Origin of the sequence: Bacillus kalamii, from assembly GCF_047238185.1 — a bacterium.
Lineage (GTDB): Bacteria > Bacillota > Bacilli > Bacillales > DSM-1321 > Bacillus_AD.
The window spans coordinates 2,072,667-2,091,103 of sequence record NZ_JBDFMI010000001.1; the positions used below are offsets into that span (position 1 = coordinate 2,072,667).

General features: G+C 42.3%; 16 protein-coding genes. 2 read left to right on the plus strand and 14 right to left on the minus strand.

Going from position 1 to position 18,437, the window contains the following annotated elements:
- Window positions 1-12 precede the first annotated feature (12 nt).
- The 11 genes from ABC357_RS10345 to ABC357_RS10395 all read right to left on the minus strand — a co-directional run bounded on the left by ABC357_RS10345 (window position 13) and on the right by ABC357_RS10395 (window position 15,691).
- Window positions 13-1,650: an AMP-binding protein gene (locus ABC357_RS10345; protein ID WP_412887427.1), complete on the minus strand. Its 1,638-nt coding sequence runs from the start codon at window positions 1,648-1,650 to the stop codon at window positions 13-15.
- A gap of 67 nt (window positions 1,651-1,717) precedes the next feature.
- A complete protein-coding gene (locus tag ABC357_RS10350; RefSeq protein WP_412887428.1) occupies window positions 1,718-2,863 on the minus strand; it encodes an acyl-CoA dehydrogenase in 1,146 nt (381 codons plus the stop codon).
- 28 nt (window positions 2,864-2,891) lie between these two features.
- Window positions 2,892-3,557 carry a TetR/AcrR family transcriptional regulator gene (locus ABC357_RS10355; protein WP_412888632.1) on the minus strand — a complete coding sequence of 222 codons (666 nt, stop codon included), beginning with the start codon at window positions 3,555-3,557 and terminating at the stop codon, window positions 2,892-2,894.
- Between the two features lie 365 nt (window positions 3,558-3,922).
- Window positions 3,923-4,660, minus strand: a complete 738-nt coding sequence (locus tag ABC357_RS10360; RefSeq protein WP_412887429.1) for a hypothetical protein — start codon at window positions 4,658-4,660, stop codon at window positions 3,923-3,925.
- Window positions 4,661-4,814: 154 nt separating this feature from the next.
- Window positions 4,815-5,615, minus strand: coding sequence for an HAD family hydrolase (locus tag ABC357_RS10365; protein WP_412887430.1), 801 nt, complete (start codon window positions 5,613-5,615; stop codon window positions 4,815-4,817).
- 215 nt (window positions 5,616-5,830) lie between these two features.
- Window positions 5,831-7,276 (minus strand): DHA2 family efflux MFS transporter permease subunit, encoded by a 1,446-nt coding sequence (locus ABC357_RS10370; protein WP_412887431.1) that lies wholly within the window; start codon window positions 7,274-7,276, stop codon window positions 5,831-5,833.
- A gap of 227 nt (window positions 7,277-7,503) precedes the next feature.
- A complete protein-coding gene (locus ABC357_RS10375; RefSeq protein WP_412887432.1) occupies window positions 7,504-8,943 on the minus strand; it encodes an alanine/glycine:cation symporter family protein in 1,440 nt (479 codons plus the stop codon).
- A gap of 218 nt (window positions 8,944-9,161) precedes the next feature.
- Window positions 9,162-11,600 carry a DNA topoisomerase IV subunit A gene (parC, locus tag ABC357_RS10380; RefSeq protein ID WP_412887433.1) on the minus strand — a complete coding sequence of 813 codons (2,439 nt, stop codon included), beginning with the start codon at window positions 11,598-11,600 and terminating at the stop codon, window positions 9,162-9,164.
- Window positions 11,601-11,603: 3 nt separating this feature from the next.
- The gene (gene parE, locus ABC357_RS10385; protein WP_412888633.1) at window positions 11,604-13,556 is read right to left on the minus strand and encodes a DNA topoisomerase IV subunit B; all 1,953 of its coding nucleotides are present in this window, start codon (window positions 13,554-13,556) and stop codon (window positions 11,604-11,606) included.
- Between the two features lie 326 nt (window positions 13,557-13,882).
- On the minus strand, window positions 13,883-14,296 hold the full coding sequence (locus ABC357_RS10390) for a CoA-binding protein (protein ID WP_412887434.1): 414 nt from the start codon (window positions 14,294-14,296) through the stop codon (window positions 13,883-13,885).
- A gap of 111 nt (window positions 14,297-14,407) precedes the next feature.
- Window positions 14,408-15,691 (minus strand): purine/pyrimidine permease, encoded by a 1,284-nt coding sequence (locus ABC357_RS10395; RefSeq protein WP_412887435.1) that lies wholly within the window; start codon window positions 15,689-15,691, stop codon window positions 14,408-14,410.
- Between the two features lie 180 nt (window positions 15,692-15,871).
- Between ABC357_RS10395 and plsY the strand changes: the two genes are divergently transcribed.
- Complete coding sequence (gene plsY, locus ABC357_RS10400; RefSeq protein WP_412887436.1) at window positions 15,872-16,453, plus strand: glycerol-3-phosphate 1-O-acyltransferase PlsY; 582 nt, start codon at window positions 15,872-15,874, stop codon at window positions 16,451-16,453.
- A 331-nt stretch (window positions 16,454-16,784) separates the two neighbouring features.
- Complete coding sequence (locus tag ABC357_RS10405; RefSeq protein WP_412887437.1) at window positions 16,785-17,072, plus strand: HesB/YadR/YfhF family protein; 288 nt, start codon at window positions 16,785-16,787, stop codon at window positions 17,070-17,072.
- 44 nt (window positions 17,073-17,116) lie between these two features.
- On the opposite strand, the gene ABC357_RS10410 is transcribed toward ABC357_RS10405, so the two are convergent.
- The 3 genes from ABC357_RS10410 to ABC357_RS10420 all read right to left on the minus strand — a co-directional run bounded on the left by ABC357_RS10410 (window position 17,117) and on the right by ABC357_RS10420 (window position 17,990).
- Window positions 17,117-17,542 carry an acyl-CoA thioesterase gene (locus ABC357_RS10410; RefSeq protein WP_412887438.1) on the minus strand — a complete coding sequence of 142 codons (426 nt, stop codon included), beginning with the start codon at window positions 17,540-17,542 and terminating at the stop codon, window positions 17,117-17,119.
- A 118-nt stretch (window positions 17,543-17,660) separates the two neighbouring features.
- Entirely contained in the window at window positions 17,661-17,804 is a 144-nt protein-coding gene (locus ABC357_RS10415) for an acid-soluble spore protein N (protein WP_412887439.1), read from the minus strand.
- A 54-nt stretch (window positions 17,805-17,858) separates the two neighbouring features.
- The gene (locus tag ABC357_RS10420; RefSeq protein WP_412887440.1) at window positions 17,859-17,990 is read right to left on the minus strand and encodes an FbpB family small basic protein; all 132 of its coding nucleotides are present in this window, start codon (window positions 17,988-17,990) and stop codon (window positions 17,859-17,861) included.
- Window positions 17,991-18,437: the final 447 nt, after the last annotated feature.

The window sequence follows — 18,437 nt, forward strand, 5'->3', positions numbered from 1 at the left end:
TCCCTCCATTACTTATGATTGAATGAGGCTTTGCGCTAGTTCCCGTAACTTGAACTTTTGGATTTTCCCAGAAGCTGTCATCGGATATTGCTTCGTGAATTCGATATATTTAGGGATTTTATGATAAGAAATTTGTCCTGTGCAGAAGTCTCTGATTTGTTCCGCATCCACAGGAATTCCTTCTTTAGGTATAATCCAGGCCATTACTTCCTCGCCGTATTTGCTGTCCGGTATCCCTACTACCTGGACATCCAGAACGGCTGGATGAGTATAAAGGAATTCTTCAATCTCCCTTGGATAAATATTTTCTCCGCCGCGAATAATCATATCTTTAAGACGGCTGGTTATTTTGACATATCCGTTCTCATCCATGACCGCTAAGTCGCCGGTATGAAGCCAGCGTTCTTCATCGATCACTTGCCGGGTCGCTTCTTCATTTTTGTAGTAGCCAGCCATTACATGATAGCCTCTTGTGCACAGCTCCCCTTGCTGGCCTGCAGGCAGGATCCTGTTAGTTCCCGGCTCGACAATTTTAACTTCCACATTCGGAAGAGCCTTACCCACGGATGAAACACGCAATTCAATGGGATCATCCGTCCTCGTCTGAGTGATGACTGGCGAACTTTCCGTCTGCCCGTACGCAATTGTAATTTCGGCTGCCCCCATTTTTTCGACCACTGCCTTCATCACCTCGATCGGGCAATTGCTGCCTGCCATGATGCCTGTTCGTAAGGTGGAGAGATTAAATGAATCGAAGTTTGGCAGATTCAGTTCTGTAATGAACATCGTCGGCACCCCGTGAAGAGCCGTGCATTTTTCAGCTTGGACCGTTTGCAGCACGAGATCGGGATCGAATTCCTGGACAGGCACCATTGTCGCACCTGAAGTGACACATGCCATCGTACCGAGCACACAGCCAAAGCAATGGAAAAAAGGAACTGGAATACACATCCTGTCTTGATTCGTCAGTTTCATGCATTCACCAATATTCTTTCCATTATTCACTATATTGGAGTGGGTAAGCATTACACCTTTCGGAAAGCCTGTCGTACCGGAGGTATACTGCATGTTAATGACATCCTCGGGTTTAAGCATTGCCATAGCTTCATTCAATTCAGCATCGCTGACCTGCTCCCCCATCAAAAGCACGTCATCCCATGAATAGGTGCCAGGATAGCGTTTATCCGAAAGAACGATGACATTTTTCAAGTTAGGCAGCTGCTCAGCTGACAGTTGTCCGGGCTTGCTTTCCTTCAATTCCGGCACAATTCCATACAATGTATCAATATATGAATGGGCTTTATAGGAATCTATCAAAATAAGGGTGGTACTGTCGCTTTGCTTCAGTAAAAATTCCAGTTCTCGAGCCTGGTAGTTCGTATTGACAGTCACAAGCACTGCACCCATTTTTCCGGTGGCAAATTGAGTGATCAGCCATTCCGGTGTATTAGTGGCCCAAACAGCGAGTGAATCTCCTTTTTTCACACCCATTTTCATAAAACCCTTTGCAGCTTTCTTGCACTCTTCGTTAAACATCTTATAGGTATACCGCAAATCCCTGTCATGATAGACCATCGCTTCCACATCAGGTTGCTTCTCAGCTACATCTTGAAGTAATTGACCGATCGTAACATGCATGATTTCTGCCATGCCATCCCACCTAACCTTTCGATTATTACTCTATTTTTGCCATTACTGTTCAAGACATGCTGGGTCATTATTTGCAGCCTAATTGACGGGAAATAACCAAACGCTGGATTTCTGAGGTCCCTTCCCCGATTTCCAATAATTTAGCATCACGGAGGAACCGTTCCACTTCATACTCGCGCATATAGCCGTATCCACCATGGATCTGGATTGCCTGATTACATGTGCGGAACGCCATCTCGGTGGCAAAAAGCTTGGCATAGGCGCTTTCTTTTGTAAACGGCTTTCCTTGGTCCTTCAACCAAGCGGCTTTATACACCATATTTCTCGCCAATTCAATTTCCATGGCCATATCCGCCAATTTGAACTGGATCGCCTGAAATGAAGAGATCGGTTGTCCGAACTGTTTGCGTTCCTTGCTGTATTGCAGAGCCTTTTCAAATGCGCCCTGGGCAAGTCCGACAGCAAGCGCGGCAATGGAGATTCTTCCTCCGTCCAGTGTATAAAGAAATTGCTTGAAGCCTTTTTGGCTGTCGCCAAGTATATTTTCCTTAGGGACCCGGACATCCTCCAGTACAATCTGTGTCGTATCCGAGGCGCGGACACCCATTTTTTCATAGGGTGCCGTAATGGTCATACCAGGCGTCCCTTGTGGTACGATCAATGCCGAGATGATATTTTTCCCTCTCTCATCCTTTCCTGTCACAGCTGTCACAGTAACGGTCTTTGCGTACGTACCGTTTGTAATCCAGCATTTCTCTCCATTAATGACATATTCATCGCCGTCAAGGACTGCCGTTGTCTTCGTTCCTCCTGCATCCGACCCGGCATTCGGTTCCGTTAGGCCGAAGGCTGCTATCCCTTCTCCGCTTGCTAAAGGAACAAGATACGTTTGTTTTTGCTCTTCTGTCCCGAAATAATAAATGGGACTTGCCCCCAATGAAACAGCGGCTGCATAGCTTAATCCGGTACCTCCGCATACCTTGCCGATTTCTTCTACAGCAATCGCATAAGAGATGGTATCGCCGCCGGCTCCTCCGTATTGTTCAGGAAAAGGGATGCCCAGCAAGCCCAATTCGCCCATCCGTTTGAATAAAGGCTGTGAAAAACGGGCCTCCCTATCCAGCTCAATCGCCAAAGGCTTTATTTCTTTTTGTGCGAAATCCCTAACCATTTCCTGAATCATTTTCTGTTCTTTGCTTAATGAAAAATCCATTTGCTTACCTCCTGTATTGGCAGACCGACTAATCGGTCTGTTGAGAACAAACGCAGGTATCCAAACCGATATGATGGATGTTCTTAAGCTGATAGGGCAAATAGGCCGGATTACGTTTGGCTTCATCTGTCCAGATAGATTGAAAGATAATATCGCTATATATGGCGCCGATTTCATCAATGGTATGTGAGCCGCTGCTCTTATACCATTTATATGTCCAATTGACCATGCCGAGAACCGCCATCCCGGTAATGCCAACGGGAAGTTCCGGCCTGAATTCCCCATTCTCGATTCCTTCTTGGATGACTCCATCGAGAATGGAACGGTATTTATTCCGCTTTTCTTTGATTTGCTGTTCGTATGGTGGTTTTAAATATAAGTTTTCCTGATAAAACACAGAAATATGAGGTTTATAGAGGTCAAATACTTTGACAAATGACTGAATGATCTGCAGTAGTTTTACGGTGGGAGTATGATTCTTCGATGTGGCTTCCTCCGCTTTACGGAGAACATATGAAATAAAATAATCGTGGATGACATACAGGAGCTCATCCTTCGATTGAAAATGGTGATAGAATCCCCCTTTGCTTGTTCCGGAGCTTTCCACAATCTGATGCACAGATACACCGTGAAAGCCATGCTGCTCGAACAATTTCAAAGACGTTTCGATGATTCGATCCTTTAATTGTGCTATTCATTTCACCCCTTTCTAAATGTAAGCACTTACATTTCCATATTTAAAAGTGTAGCAGAGTCATTTTCTTTTTGTCAAACAAGAACACAGCCGGTAAAGAATCCAACTGCATTATGCCAATCCCGCACATTCTCTGAAAAATGGATCGATCCTATCATTTGGAGCAATAGCCTCATAACGTATCCCTTTTGCAATATAGAGAACTAGCTCTCTCGTTTATACTTGCTTTTTCGAAGGAAAATCGCGGTTTTATCCCTTGAACCGGAAAAAATTCCATGGTTAATTGTTCCCGAATCAACGGTTTCACCGCTTGTCCAAGCAAAAACCGGATGAACTCCTCATCCGGTTTCTTTCAATTCAAAAAACTATCCTCTATTCATCCCATCGGAAAAATCAAGCCGCTGCAGCTTCCATTTGCCATTTTTAAGGACCCAAAGTGCATTCAATTCACCCACTGGATCACCTTCACTGATTCCGCTGACCTTCTGTGTCGCCATGAAACCAGTGCCATAAGTACCGTACACAGGTTTAAGCATCGATATGCCTCCTACCAACAATTCCATCGGCTCATTAAGCAGTCCTTTTCGGTAAATGCCCAACCGTTCATATTCTTCCTTTTTACGGTTCAAATCAATCTTAAACAGTTGTTTGCCGGCCACTATTTCTGCTGCATATTGATTTTTAAAATAGGCTTCTGTCATCACCGGCTCCGGCAATTCCACTTGTATCCATTTGCCTTTTTTAAATGAAAAGACATTTCCCTCATAGCTTTCCGGTTGGTCTAAAGATTTCATTGTCATAATGACATCTTTTATGCCGTCATTGGTTATATCCTCAACGAGTAGTCTGGGTGCTTTTCCCTCGCCGATCGGCACTTGAAATGTTTTCTTTCCATATAGGATCTTCAGGCTCATTTTTTTATAGGTGGAATCGGATTTTTTTAACGGCGAACCGCGTAAAATTATATGGTCTTTAACTGCATTACCCGTTACATCTGCATACATATTCATTTCTTCAACACCCGTTGTTTTTGCCTGGGCAGCCAGGTATGGATACGTTCCCAGCATTCCGAAAAGCATGGCGAGGACAATTATTTTTTTCATACATATCACCCTTCTATTTGGATTGAACTTATCGGCTAATTCCTTAATAAGATGCCCACAAATGGAAAAAATATGAATACGCTCAATCTGTGTTTTTTTCCACAAAAATAAGCATGGTCCTTTTTGAACCATGCTTAACTGGCAATTATCTTTCTCAGATTAATGATAGTAAATGTCTGACTGAATAAACAAAACCATCCTCATCATTCGTTTTCGTTATTATATCTGCTTTTTCCTGGATGCTCAAAGGGGCGTTCCCCATCGCCACTGATTTGGTAGCCACTTCAAACTGGGCCAAATCATTGCCTCCATCGCCAAATGCGTATATCTCTGTAAATTGTTTCCCGGTCATTTGTTGATAACGCATAATTGCTTTCCCTTTTTGTGCTTCATTTGATGTTATTTCCACATTATTCGGGAAAGAGGAAGCCATGGATATATGTTCATTCCCCGCCAGGGCTTTTTTAACCTCATCGATCAGTTCCACTTGCTCGTATCGGACTAACGCTATCAATTTGTAGATTGTGAGGGAATCCTGTTCCAATATATCATCATAATTAAAGGCGTTGAATAGCTCATCCAATTCACCTTCATCCATATTATGCAATGGCGGCAGCGTTGAGGGAAATCCACCGTGGTTGGTGTAGACAAGAACTCTAACCCCCAATTGGCTGAGCTCCTGCAATAATTCTTTATACACATCTATCGGCAATGATGCTTCATACAGAATTTCGCCTTCTTCATCATAGAGGACAGAGCCATTTATACAAAAAATGGGGATATCCAATCCTTTGACTGCATCATATTTGATGACATCCCTATAAGCCCTGCCCGTGTTCAGAATGAGCTGATAGCCTTGATCCTGCAATTCCTTTATGGCCTTACTGCTCTCTTCCGTAATTTCGTGCTTTGAATTCAATAATGTTCCATCTAAATCAATTGAAAGACATTTCATTTATATAATTCCTTTCTATAAAGAAAAACGGAATAACCATTCTGTTTTTGCTTTATCTGACATGTACCGTTACAAACTCTATTAATCCCACTTTAAATTATATCAAAATAAGATAGATTGAAAAGTCCCTATCCACTGGCAAAATAAAACCCCCTCGGTTGGACACATAAGCCAACAAAGGGGGACAGTTCATCAAAACGAATGTTTAAAACGTTTTATACATCAATTCGTTTAATGAAAAAGGCAAGCACTAATCCTATTACACTGGCTGCAAAAGCAAACAAAAAGGCATTTTGTACACCTGCTGTCAGGGCTTCAGGTATAAGAGAAGGATTGGCAGGATTAGCAGCACTGTTCATAAAGCTGTTCTGCCCAGCCGCCATGATGCTGATTGCGATTGCCGTTCCGATTGCTCCAGCAATCTGCTGCAATGTATTCATAACGGCTGATCCATCCGGATACAGCTCCCTCGGCAATTCATTCAGTCCATTTGTTTGGGCAGGCATCATGAGCATTGCCACGCCGATAAACAGGCAGCTATGAAGGATTATCACATAGAACTCGGTTGTATCTGCCGTGACACGGGAGAATAAGAATGTCATTATGGTGGTAATCACAAATCCAGGGATTACCAAGTATTTCGGTCCAAAGCGGTCAAACAAACGGCCTGTGACAGGGGACATGAACCCATTGATGATACCGCCTGGCAATAAGACAAGTCCTGCTGTAAAGGCTGGAAGCAGTAATCCTCCTTTTAGGTACATCGGCAAAAGGATTGAGGCTGAAAGGATCAGCATCATGCCGATGAATACCATCAGTACACCCATTGTAAACATGGAAAACTTGAATACACGGAGATTCAGCATTGGCTGCCCCATTTTTAATTGTCTGATTGAAAAAAGAATCAGTCCAATGACACCGATAACCAGCGGAACGATGACGTTCGGATGCCCCCAAGCCCCGGCTCCCTCGCCGGCATTGCTGAATCCGAAAACAATACCGCCAAATCCGATTGTTGAAAGAATGATTGATAGTATATCAATTTTCGGCTTTGTTATGACAGAAACATTTTGCATATAGATGTATCCAAAAACCATTGCAAATAAGAGCAGAGGCAAACAAATCCAAAAGATAGCCTGCCAGCCTAACGAATCGACAATAAGGCCTGACAAAGTAGGGCCGAGCGCTGGTGCAAACATAATGACAAGTCCCATCATGCCCATTGCGGAACCTCGTTTATGCGGAGGAAAAATAATGAGAATGACATTTGTCATTAATGGAAGCAATAATCCAGTCCCGATTGCTTGGATTACACGTGCAAACATGAGCATTTCAAAATTGCCCGATAAACCTCCTACAAGCATTCCGATGACCGAGAAGGCCAATGAAGCCAAAAAAAGCTGCCTAGTCGTATACCATTGCAGCAATAGCGCCGATACAGGCACAAGTATTCCAAGCACAAGCAGATAGCCTGTCGTCAGCCATTGAACAGTCGACGGTTCAATATGGAAATCGCTCATAATATTCGTAAAAGCCATATTTAAGGCCGTTTCACTGAAAAGTCCAATAAATGCACTGATCATCAAGGCGATGGAAATAGGCATCGGCCTTATATGTTGTGTTTCTTTTTCCAATTGTTGTTCCAAAAAATCACTCCTCATAGACCAATCATGTTGGTTACTTATGTATGTGCATAGATTTTCCGCTTCCCGAATCTAAAAGGAGCGGATACACCGATTGATTTAGTTTAGCGGGTTGCTGGCGCAGTGTCAATATTGAAATCAGATTGTTTCCACTATAAAAAAAAGCCTGCTCATTCAGTGCCGATAGCATACAGCACTGAATCAACCAACAGGCTTTTTCCGTTTTTATATGGTTATATATACATTTACTTATTTTTCTTTATTTCACCCTGCCAATAGTCTACACCGGAAGAATCCTCAAGGACATCACGGTTGAAAACCGGGTCTTTCCCCTGCTTTCGCTGTTCGCGGTAATCTTGAAGAGCTCTCAAAGCCACCTTGTACAATAACGCAATAGCAACTAGGTTAATTAAGGCCATAATGCCCATAAATACATCTGCCAACGTCCATACTACAGCCAATTGAGCAACACTTCCCCATAATACCATACAAAGGACTAAAACTCGGTATATATTCAAAGCGATCTTATTATCCCTGATAAATTCGATATTTGTTTCCCCATAATAGTAGTTGCCAATAATGGAACTAAAACCGAACAAGAAGATTGCAACAGCGATGAATATACTTGCCCAAGGACCGATATGCTCAGTCAACGCCATTTGAGTCAGGTTGATGCCTTCCGCGCCGCTCGTATATGTTCCTGACAATAAAATGATAAAGGCAGTTGCACTGCAGATAAGAATTGTATCGGTGAAAACACCCAATGTTTGGATCAAGCCCTGCTTGACAGGATGTGTAACTGAAGCGGAAGCAGCAGCATTCGGCGCACTTCCCATCCCTGCTTCATTAGAGAATAATCCTCGTTTGACTCCGTACAAAATCGCTGCACCGAAGCCGCCTCCGACAGCTTGTTCAACACCGAATGCATTTTCGATGATCAATTTAAACACAGTAGGAATCTCTGTTACGTTCATCACAACAACAAATAGTGCCAATACAAGGTAAAGTAACGCCATTACAGGTACAATTACTTGCACAACATGCGCGATTCTCTTGATGCCGCCAAAAACCACTAAAGCTGTCAATAGGGCCAGCACAATCCCGATCGTCTTTGTATTCACCCCGAATGAATCATTGATTGCCATCGAAATCGTATTGCTTTGAACAGAGTTAAAAACTAGGCCGAAGCAAAATGTAATGATGACCGCAAAAACGATGCCCAGCTTTCGGTTTTTCAATCCCTTTTCCATATAGTAAGCAGGGCCGCCCCTATATCCGTCACGATCTTTCACTTTATATACTTGAGCTAATGTACTTTCAATAAAACTGGAGGCACCTCCAAGGAATGCAATGATCCACATCCAAAAAATGGCGCCAGGCCCCCCAAATGTAATTGCGGTTGCCACACCTGCAAGGTTTCCTGTACCTACACGTGAAGCTGTACTGATACAAAAAGCTTGAAAGGATGAGATCCCCCTTCTGCCTTCTGTAGTGACCGTTGCTTTATCGGTCATTAGCTTAAACATTTCACCAAGATAGCCAAACTGCACAAACTTCGTTTTAATTGTGAAAAACAACCCAAGAGCGAGCAATACAGCTATCAATATGTACGTCCAAATAATATCGTTCAATTCTGTCAATAATCCTAACAAATCGTATCCTCCATTACTAAAGATTTGACCCATTACTATCCCAAGATAATAATATACCCACAATTATAATCTATCATTAATTTGTCATAACTATCAAGCTTTATCTATAAAAACCAATAACAGATTTATTTAACAATATTTCCTATCTATGTCCCTTTTGATTGTTTTATTGAAATAATGTAAAATAAAACCAAAAAGCCGTTCGGCTCTGGATATCCCAGAGGCCTGAACGGCTTTCACATCGTTTCATCTTATGATTGTTCTTCTTCCATTTTTCTCTGCTTCCACATTTGAACAATTTCACCATGTTCAGCAGTGTCAATTATGAAGGATCCGTTTGAATAACGGTCAGATGTAGAAAGGCTGGATACCTCTACCTCTTCAAGAATCCCTTTTTCGGTCATTAATAACATCTGGTCCTGATCAGTGGCAATTGCCGCTCCCGCAACACGGTGCGGATTATTCTTTAATTCACGGAGCATGACAACACCACGTTTAGCCCTGGATGTTTTCTCAAATTCTTTCAGCTTCATTTTTTTCATAGCGCCCCGCTGTGTAGCTAAAACGACCATTTCCGTTTTTTCATTACTTACGATTCCAGCGTGGACGACTTCATCTCCATCCTTCAGATTAATGCCTTTTACACCTGATGCCCGTACGCCCAAAACATTTACTTCACTTTCATCGAACCATAGCCCAAGCCCTAGTTTTGTCGCAATGAATAATTGTTGTGTGCCATCGGTAATATCCACGAACATTAATTCGTCATCGCCTTTTAAATTGATGGCCACCAATGGTTTCGAATAGCGGTTTGCTTTATATAATGCAAGCTCAGAACGTTTGACCAAACCATTCTTTGTCAGGAACAATACATAATGCGGCACATCGAAATCCTTTATAGTCATTGCTTTTATTACGTTTTCATCCCGATCGGTCGGTACAAGGCTGGCAATATGCTGGCCGATATCCTTCCAGCGGATGTCAGGCAGCTGGTGGACCGGACAGAATATGTAATTCCCTTTATTTGTGAACAACAAAAGATTATCTGTTGTGTTAACTTCTTCCTGATAAATCAGAAGGTCACTTTCCTTCATGCCAAAATCCTGGCCCCCAGACGCCGCAAAGGAACGCGGGGAGGTTCTTTTGACATAACCTTCTTTTGTGACAGTAACAATCACATCCTCACTCGCCACAAGAACTTCCAGGTTAATTTTAATTTCTTCGATTTTGTCTTCAATCTTCGTTAAACGAACATCATTATATTGTCTTTTCACCAATTTCAACTCTTTTTTGATGACAGAAATCAATTTCTTTTCGCTTTCAAGGATAGCCGTTAATTCAGCGATTTTCTCAGCTAATTCCTGCGCTTCCGCTTGTAGCGCTGTGATGTCCGTATTCGTTAAACGGTATAGCTGCAAGGAAACGATCGCTTCCGCTTGAGCTTCCGAAAAATCGAATTTACCGGAAATATTGCGTTTTGCATCTCTTTTATCCTGTGAAGAACGGATGGTCGCAATCACTTCATCCAAAATGGAAAGAGCTTTCATCAGGCCTTCTACAATATGCTCGCGTTCCTGTGCTTTCTTCAATTCAAAAGTTGACCGCTTCGTGATTACGTCCTTCCGGTGATCGATGTATGCATCAAGCATCCCCTTAATGCCCATCAGCATTGGTCTTTTCTTATGGATGGCCACCATATTGAAGTTATAAGGAACCTGAAGGTCCGTATTCTTGTATAAGAAATTCAGGACACCCTCGGCATCGCTCTCCTTCTTCAAATCAACCACGATCCGTAAGCCTAGACGGTCGGATTCATCGCGTACCTCGGCGATCCCTTCAACTTTTCGATCAATTCGCAGTTCATCCATTTTCTTGACCAGGTTTGCTTTATTGACCTCATAAGGAATTTCAGTGATGACAATTTGCTGCTTTCCGCCGCGAACCGTTTCTATCTCTGCTTTCCCACGTACAATAATTTTCCCTTTGCCTGTCTCGTAGGCTTTCTTTATGCCTTCTACACCCTGTATGATGCCTCCGGTTGGGAAATCAGGGCCTTTAATGACTGTCATCAGATCATCGACTGTGCAATCTGGATGGTCGATCCGCATTAAAGCTGCATCAATGACCTCTCCAAATTGGTGTGGAGGGATTTCAGTCGCATAACCAGCCGATATGCCTGTTGAACCATTGACCAATAAAGCCGGAAACATGGCTGGAAGCACAGTCGGTTCTTCGGCCGTATCATCGAAGTTTGGGATAAAATCTACTGTTTTCTTTTCAATATCGCGCAACAATTCACTTGCTATAGCAGACAATCTCGCCTCTGTATAACGCATGGCTGCCGCAGGATCTCCGTCCATGCTTCCGTTATTTCCATGCATTTCAACAAGGACTTTCCGAAGCTTCCAATCCTGGCTCATTCTGACCATGGCTTCATAAACGGATGAATCGCCATGTGGATGGTAATTACCGATGACATTCCCTACCGTTTTGGCCGATTTCCTGAAGTTTTTATCACTTGTATTCCCTTCCGTATGCATGGCAAATAGGATTCTACGCTGCACCGGCTTCAAACCATCACGCGCATCGGGTAACGCACGGTCCTGAATGATGTATTTACTGTATCTGCCAAACCGATCTCCAATTACTTCTTCAAGAGGCAGGTCGCGAAATTGCTCTACTGATGACATACGTTACACCCCTTCCTCTGAAATAATCATATTTTCATTATCAAGTATATTATTTTCATCCTCTAATCCAAATGCCACATGCGTTTCTATCCATTTTCTCCGAGGCTCTACTTTATCGCCCATCAAAGTGGTTACTCTTCGTTCCGCTCTTGCAGCATCATCAATGCGAACCCTTATTAATGTCCGCGATTCAGGATTCATGGTAGTATCCCATAACTGGTCTGCGTTCATTTCGCCAAGACCTTTGTATCGCTGCAGGATATATCCCTTTCCTACCTTCTGCTGTACAGACTCCAATTCTTCGTCATTCCATGCGTATTCAACCCTGGCTTTTTTTCCAAGGCCTTTGCTTACCTTATAAAGAGGAGGAAGGGCTATGAATATATTGCCATTCTCTATCAAGGGCTTCATGTAACGGTAGAAGAATGTCAACAGCAATACTTGGATATGGGCACCATCCGTATCGGCATCCGTCATGATGACCACTTTGTCATAGTTGATGTCTTCGATGTTGAAATCAGGTCCAACTCCGCCGCCGATCGCATGAATGATCGTATTGATCTCTTCATTTTTGAAAATATCGGCAAGCTTCGCTTTTTCAGTGTTGATTACCTTTCCCCTTAAGGGCAGGATTGCCTGGAAGCGTCTATCGCGGCCTTGCTTGGCTGAACCGCCAGCAGAGTCTCCTTCGACCAGATATAGCTCATTTTTCTTAGGGTTTCGAGATTGTGCGGGGGTCAGTTTGCCTGATAGGGTGGTTTCCCCTTTTTTGCGTTTCTTCCCAGTCCGTGCTTCCTCACGCGCCTTTCTCGCCGCTTCTCTCGCTTGAAATGCCTTAATTGATTTTTTGATCAACAGGGTAGCCGTGTCTGGATTTTCATGGAGGAAATAGGCAAGGTGCTCAGAAATCACTCCATCAACAGAGGACCGTGCAGCGCTTGTGCCCAATTTACTCTTCGTTTGTCCCTCGAACTGAAGTAATTCCTCAGGGATACGGACTGAAATGACTGCCGCCAATCCTTCACGGATATCGCTTCCCTCGAGATTTTTATCTTTTTCCTTTAATAGTCCATTTTTACGGGCGAATTCATTGAATACTCTCGTCATCGCTGTCTTTGCCCCTACCTCATGGGTACCGCCGTCTTTCGTGCGGACATTATTGACGAAGCTTAACATATTTTCGGAATATCCATCATTGAATTGGAAAGCGAATTCAATTTCTATGCCGTTCTGTTCGCCTTCGATGCTGATTACGTCATGCAAAGAATCGCGCTCTTCATTTAAATACTCGACAAAAGCTTTTAATCCTTCTTCATAATGGAACATTTCCCGATTATTATTGCGGTCATCGATTAATTCTATCTTCATCCCTTTCATGAGGAATGCAGATTCCCTCAATCTCTCGGATAACGTTTCAAAGTTATATATCAATGTAGAAAAAATGGCAGGATCCGGTTTGAAGTGTATGGTTGTCCCGGTCCCGTTAGTGCTCCCTTTTTTCTCCAAAGTAGTTTGCGGCTTCCCTCCATTGGCAAATCGCTGTTCATAAATAAAGCCATCTCTCTTAATAGTGACTGTCAGCCATTCGGAAAGTGCATTGACAACAGAAGCACCTACACCATGGAGCCCACCGCTTGTTTTATAGCCGCCTTGTCCGAATTTCCCTCCGGCATGTAGGATAGTCAAAATTACTTCAGGTGTTGGTTTGCCCATTTTGTGCATGCCGGTAGGCATCCCGCGGCCTTTATCGGTTACGCTGACACTATTGTCCTTGTGCAATCTCACAATTATATGGTTTCCATAGCCGGCCAATGCCTCATCCACGGAATTATCTACAATTTCATAAACAAGATGGTGCAACCCTCTTGTATCTGTGCTGCCAATATACATTCCAGGCCGTTTCCGGACGGCTTCCAGCCCTTCCAGCACCTGGATGGCATCATCGTTATATTCAATATTCTTAGTACGGTTTGTTGCCACTCTTATTTCTCCTTCCACAAGCAAATCTTAATGTACTCTATACTTGCTTGAAAGTAAAACTAATTATGTAATAAATTCTATTATACCACAAACAGAACGAATGTTCCCGGCAGTTTATTGCACTTGATGCGCTTTATGACCTATTGTAACTTGAAAATTCAATTTCGCAAATATTGTTTTCTATTATTCACAGAGTATTACTTATTGTGAAAACATATGGATAATGGTTGCAATAAAGGCTATACATCTGTTCGAAAAAGGAAAACGATTAGAAAAAAGGAGCTAATCCGCTCCTTTTCCCCTTACTTTGTCAATGCATGCTCCACCTTGATACAGCGATTCATTATGACAGTATAGCCTTTCTCCTTTAAAAATATATATGCTTCTTCGTCAATGACCTCTAGTTGGGTCCAAAAAACATCTGCATCAATCTCATCGAACTCTCTTGCCAATTCAGGCAATACCGCTGGTCTTCTGAATACATTCACAATATCCACATGGCCTTCAATAGCCCGCAATGAAGGAACTGCCTTTATTCCTAAAGCTTCTTTGATTGTAGGATTGACCGGAATAATTTCATAACCGCAATTCATCATTGCCTTTGAAACCATATTGCTTGTCCGGTCAGGATTGTCGGATAAGCCTACAACAGCGATTCGTTTGGATTGTTTAAGTATGTCCCCGATTTCCTGTCTGCTTGGATTTTCGATGTTCATATTCCATTCCCCTTTATCCCTTATTTAGTTTATCGCATGAAAGAAGCGAGTATTGTCTTTATACATCCCATGCCGCTTGGAAGCAGCAACCCCTAAGAATGGCTTTTACAGCTAGCGAGATCTTACGAACCACTTTGTCAACATTTGTTCTCCAGCAATGCAAATGATTGTGCCTAAAATCAAACCGTTCGAAAGCAATGAAGTAAGCACTGGGTGCAAGCCTTCAAAGGCCTCTGTCGGCAGGAACATTACCCCGGCACCGCTCAGCAAAGAAACACCAATCACTGTCCGAGTAGAGTCGTTGGCATCCTTAAATTCACTTAACGCGACACTCAGCATGCCTGCAAAAATAACGAAGCTGACAGAATAGCCGACAGCGGGCGGCATAGCAGCGAAAAATGACATGACCGGCGGAAAAAAGCTGATCGCAATAACTGCCAGCGAGGCAATGATAAATGGCCGTTTGGAAGAGATGCCTGTAGCTTGGATAAATCCCCCCGCTCCCGAAAGAGGCACTGGCCCCATTGTACTGAATGCCCCGCCCAGCAGCTGTGCGATCCCGCTCATTGCACCTGATTTATTGATGCTGTATGGCTCTGTATCCAGATTCATTTTTTTTAGGATGCTTTCTGTAATCCTTATACTAGCAATCATATTCGCAAGCAAAAGAAAAGTCACGAAAAGAGCAGTCATGATCATTCCTGAATTAAAGGCTGGCTTGCCAAATACAAATAGTTCAGGAAGTGAAAAAACTTGGCTTCCCTTAAAGTCAAACTGCGGGGACAACTTACAGGCGGCAAAAATGATCCATCCCAAAGCCAAAGCCAGTAGGATCGCGTACTGTTTAATAAAATGGATTTTATTGCGTGTAAACCAGAAAGTGATTACAATGACAAGCAAGCTTAAAATGGCGGATTTCATATTAATCAACGGATGCATATCCGTTATGCCAAGCATTCCATTCAAAAACGATTTACTTAATTGAAGGACTAACAGCAACAAATAAACACCTGTAACTGTTGGCGTAAACAATATACTCAGTTTTTGGATGAGTCCAAACACACTCAATACAATAAATAAAATGCCGCTTGCCAGCAAAGCGCCCTGCAGCGCCTGCAGCGTTTCCGTATGAGAAGAGAATAATGTCGTTGACAGTCCGGCATACAGGGCGAATACACCCCACCACAATCCAGCCGGCCCCTCATTAATCGGCAATTTATGCCCAAAGAGTATTTGCAGCAAACCGGCTACTCCCATTACGAATACGGCTCGCTGGATAAAACCAGCGGTGTCGGCTGCATCAAGACCAAATAGCCCGGCAACTGCAATTGGGGCTATAATGGAACTTGAAAACATGAACGCCAGCCACTGAATGGATGATAATAAATGTCTCATTACTGGTTCCTCTCCTTAAAACTATTCAATTATTCTATAAAGTTCCATCATAATTAATAGCATATATGCCACCTTCACACAAACAATCTTTTACGTAGATTTACCAATATTGCATGGTTTTTTTCTTGAATCATGGTAAAATGATAACAGGATTTTGTTATTAAGAAAGGGTATTATACAATGGTTATTTTTCTCGTATTACTATTAGCATATTTGCTTGGCAGCGTGCCGTCAGGCTTATGGATCGGTAAGATATTCTATGGAAAGGATATACGCCAGCATGGGAGCGGCAACCTTGGAGGGACAAATACGTTCCGTACACTCGGCAAAAAAGCAGGGTTCACCGTGACAATCATGGATATTCTGAAAGGGACATTGGCTGCACTGCTACCTTACCTGCTAAATGTCGATATCCATCCGCTAATTCCGGGAATGGTCGCTGTACTCGGCCACATGTATCCCATCTTCGCCGGTTTCCGGGGAGGAAAGGCTGTCGCTACTTCCGCCGGGGTAGTCCTTGGGTATGCGCCGCTGATCTTTTTAATTTTGTTAGTCACCTTTTTCATCGCACTCTATCTTTCGAAATATGTGAGCTTATCCAGCATGATTTGTGCAGTAGTTGCACTTATTTGCTCATTGGTTGTTTGGGATATCCCGCTGATCATCATTATGGCAGTGATAGCTGTTTTTATCATCTACAAACATCGTACGAATATAAAGCGGATAAAAGAAGGAACCGAACCGAAAATCACGTTCATGTAACATACATAGTTAAAGGGCCGCTATCCATACGGGTTGGATTCGGCCCTTTTTTTCGGGGAGACTATATGAATTTGCCTTTCATTCAATATATTTCTACTATCTGTTACATATATCAAAACCAATCTGTTTCACTTTCCGCAAATATAAAAAAGGCTCCATTAGAGTTCCCCCTTCTCTATACTTCCTTTACATGCGAAAAAGGAGATTATCATGTTAAACCCTAAATATTCATAGAAATATTTATCGACTTTGAATGTTTCACGCTTTCTTTCTCTTCCTCTTTTCCTTTATAATTACATTGGAAGCATAAGGATGTGAAAGGAGAATTTTCATGAAAATATATATAACAGACCAAGCTGCACAATGGTATCAGGAAGAACTGGATTTAGAAAAAGGGGATAGTGTCCGTTTCTTCGCCCGTTATGGCGGCGAAAGCACCATCCAAGCAGCCTTTTCATTAGGTATATCTCCGGAACAGCCGGAAAATGCCGTCGTATCTGTAGAAAAGAACGGGATGCTTTATTTTATTGACGAAAGTGATTTATGGTATTTTGACAACAAGGACCTATACGTTGATTTCAGCACTGAAAAAGACGAACCGACTTATACAGTGAAATAAGCAAAAAAGCTTGTCCCCTTTTTACCCTGGACAAGCTTTTTTGCTTATTTTGCCTGTTTCTTATTTTCATCATATGCTTGGTGCCAATCGGGATACTCCCTCTTTAAGGAGATAGGCCTAAAGGAGTCTTTCTTGACGCATGCATGTGTGGAGTTTGCTGTTACAATCAAATCGTTATGCTGGTTATAGATTTCATATCCATAGACAGTTTTAACGCCATTGTATTTTTCAATCCATGTATGTACTGTCGCGGTATCTCCATATGTCATAGGCTTTTTATAAGAGATTTGTACATCCATTACCGGTGATACAATCCCATCCTTCTCCATATCCGCATATCTGAACCCTAAATCCTCCACAATCTGAGTGCGTCCAAGTTCTAGCCAAATGATATAGTTCGCATGGTAAACGACACCCATTTGATCTGTTTCAGCATAACGGACTTCTATTTCTTTTTTAGAGATTAGCATACCATCTCTCCCTTCCATTTCACATCCAATATTATTTTACCATATTGGAATTATGAACGCCTGTAGAAAGAAGCTATACAAATATCAAAAGACCATGTTTCCATGGCCTTTCGAATCATTATTCGCCTTTGGTTTGAATAACCTGAGGCTGGCGGCCAGTTTTATCCTGCATTTTTTTCCCTTTATTGCCGCCGGCAGAACGTGATTGTGTGCCAATGTGGTTAGGCACAAAATCTTGTGGATGCTTTTTTGGATTTCCCATTAGACACCCTCCTTCCCTTATATCCTGTACAAAAGAGAAGGAATCATTCCAGGCTTATTCTGCCTTTTGTAGATGCCTTTTTTCCAGTTTTGCTTCGATCCGTTCGATCGCCTCTTGATCTTTCATTAATTCATGTTTGTTTTCCAGCACTAAATCTTCGAATGAAATTTTCCGCCTTCTCTTCATGTGATATCCCTCTTTTCAATAATGTAGTATTTATTATTGTCAAAAAGGAGCCTTTTATATAACTTTTATTTCAACTTTTATTATTTTTATCAATAAAAGTATTCAGTCTTCTTATACTTTGAGCCGGCCGCGAACGATTACTATTCTTCACACCCTTATTTAACTGGCCAAAAGCTTTTCGAAAGGTAAATGGTCGTACTCTGTAAGAGAATCTCCATTTTCTGCCTATTAATCATTTTATCACTTGTTTACCGTTTGCGTACACCCATTTATTTACTTCATAAATATGACCAACCTCTGTACAAAAGCTGCATATTTCTGTGACATAATAGAAAAGTATAAATTATTTGTCTATTCTAACTTTTACCACTTAAAGGAGAGATCAAATTGGCAGTTGTCATAATTGTAATCATCATAGGCATTAGTGCTCTACTAACCAGTTGACAG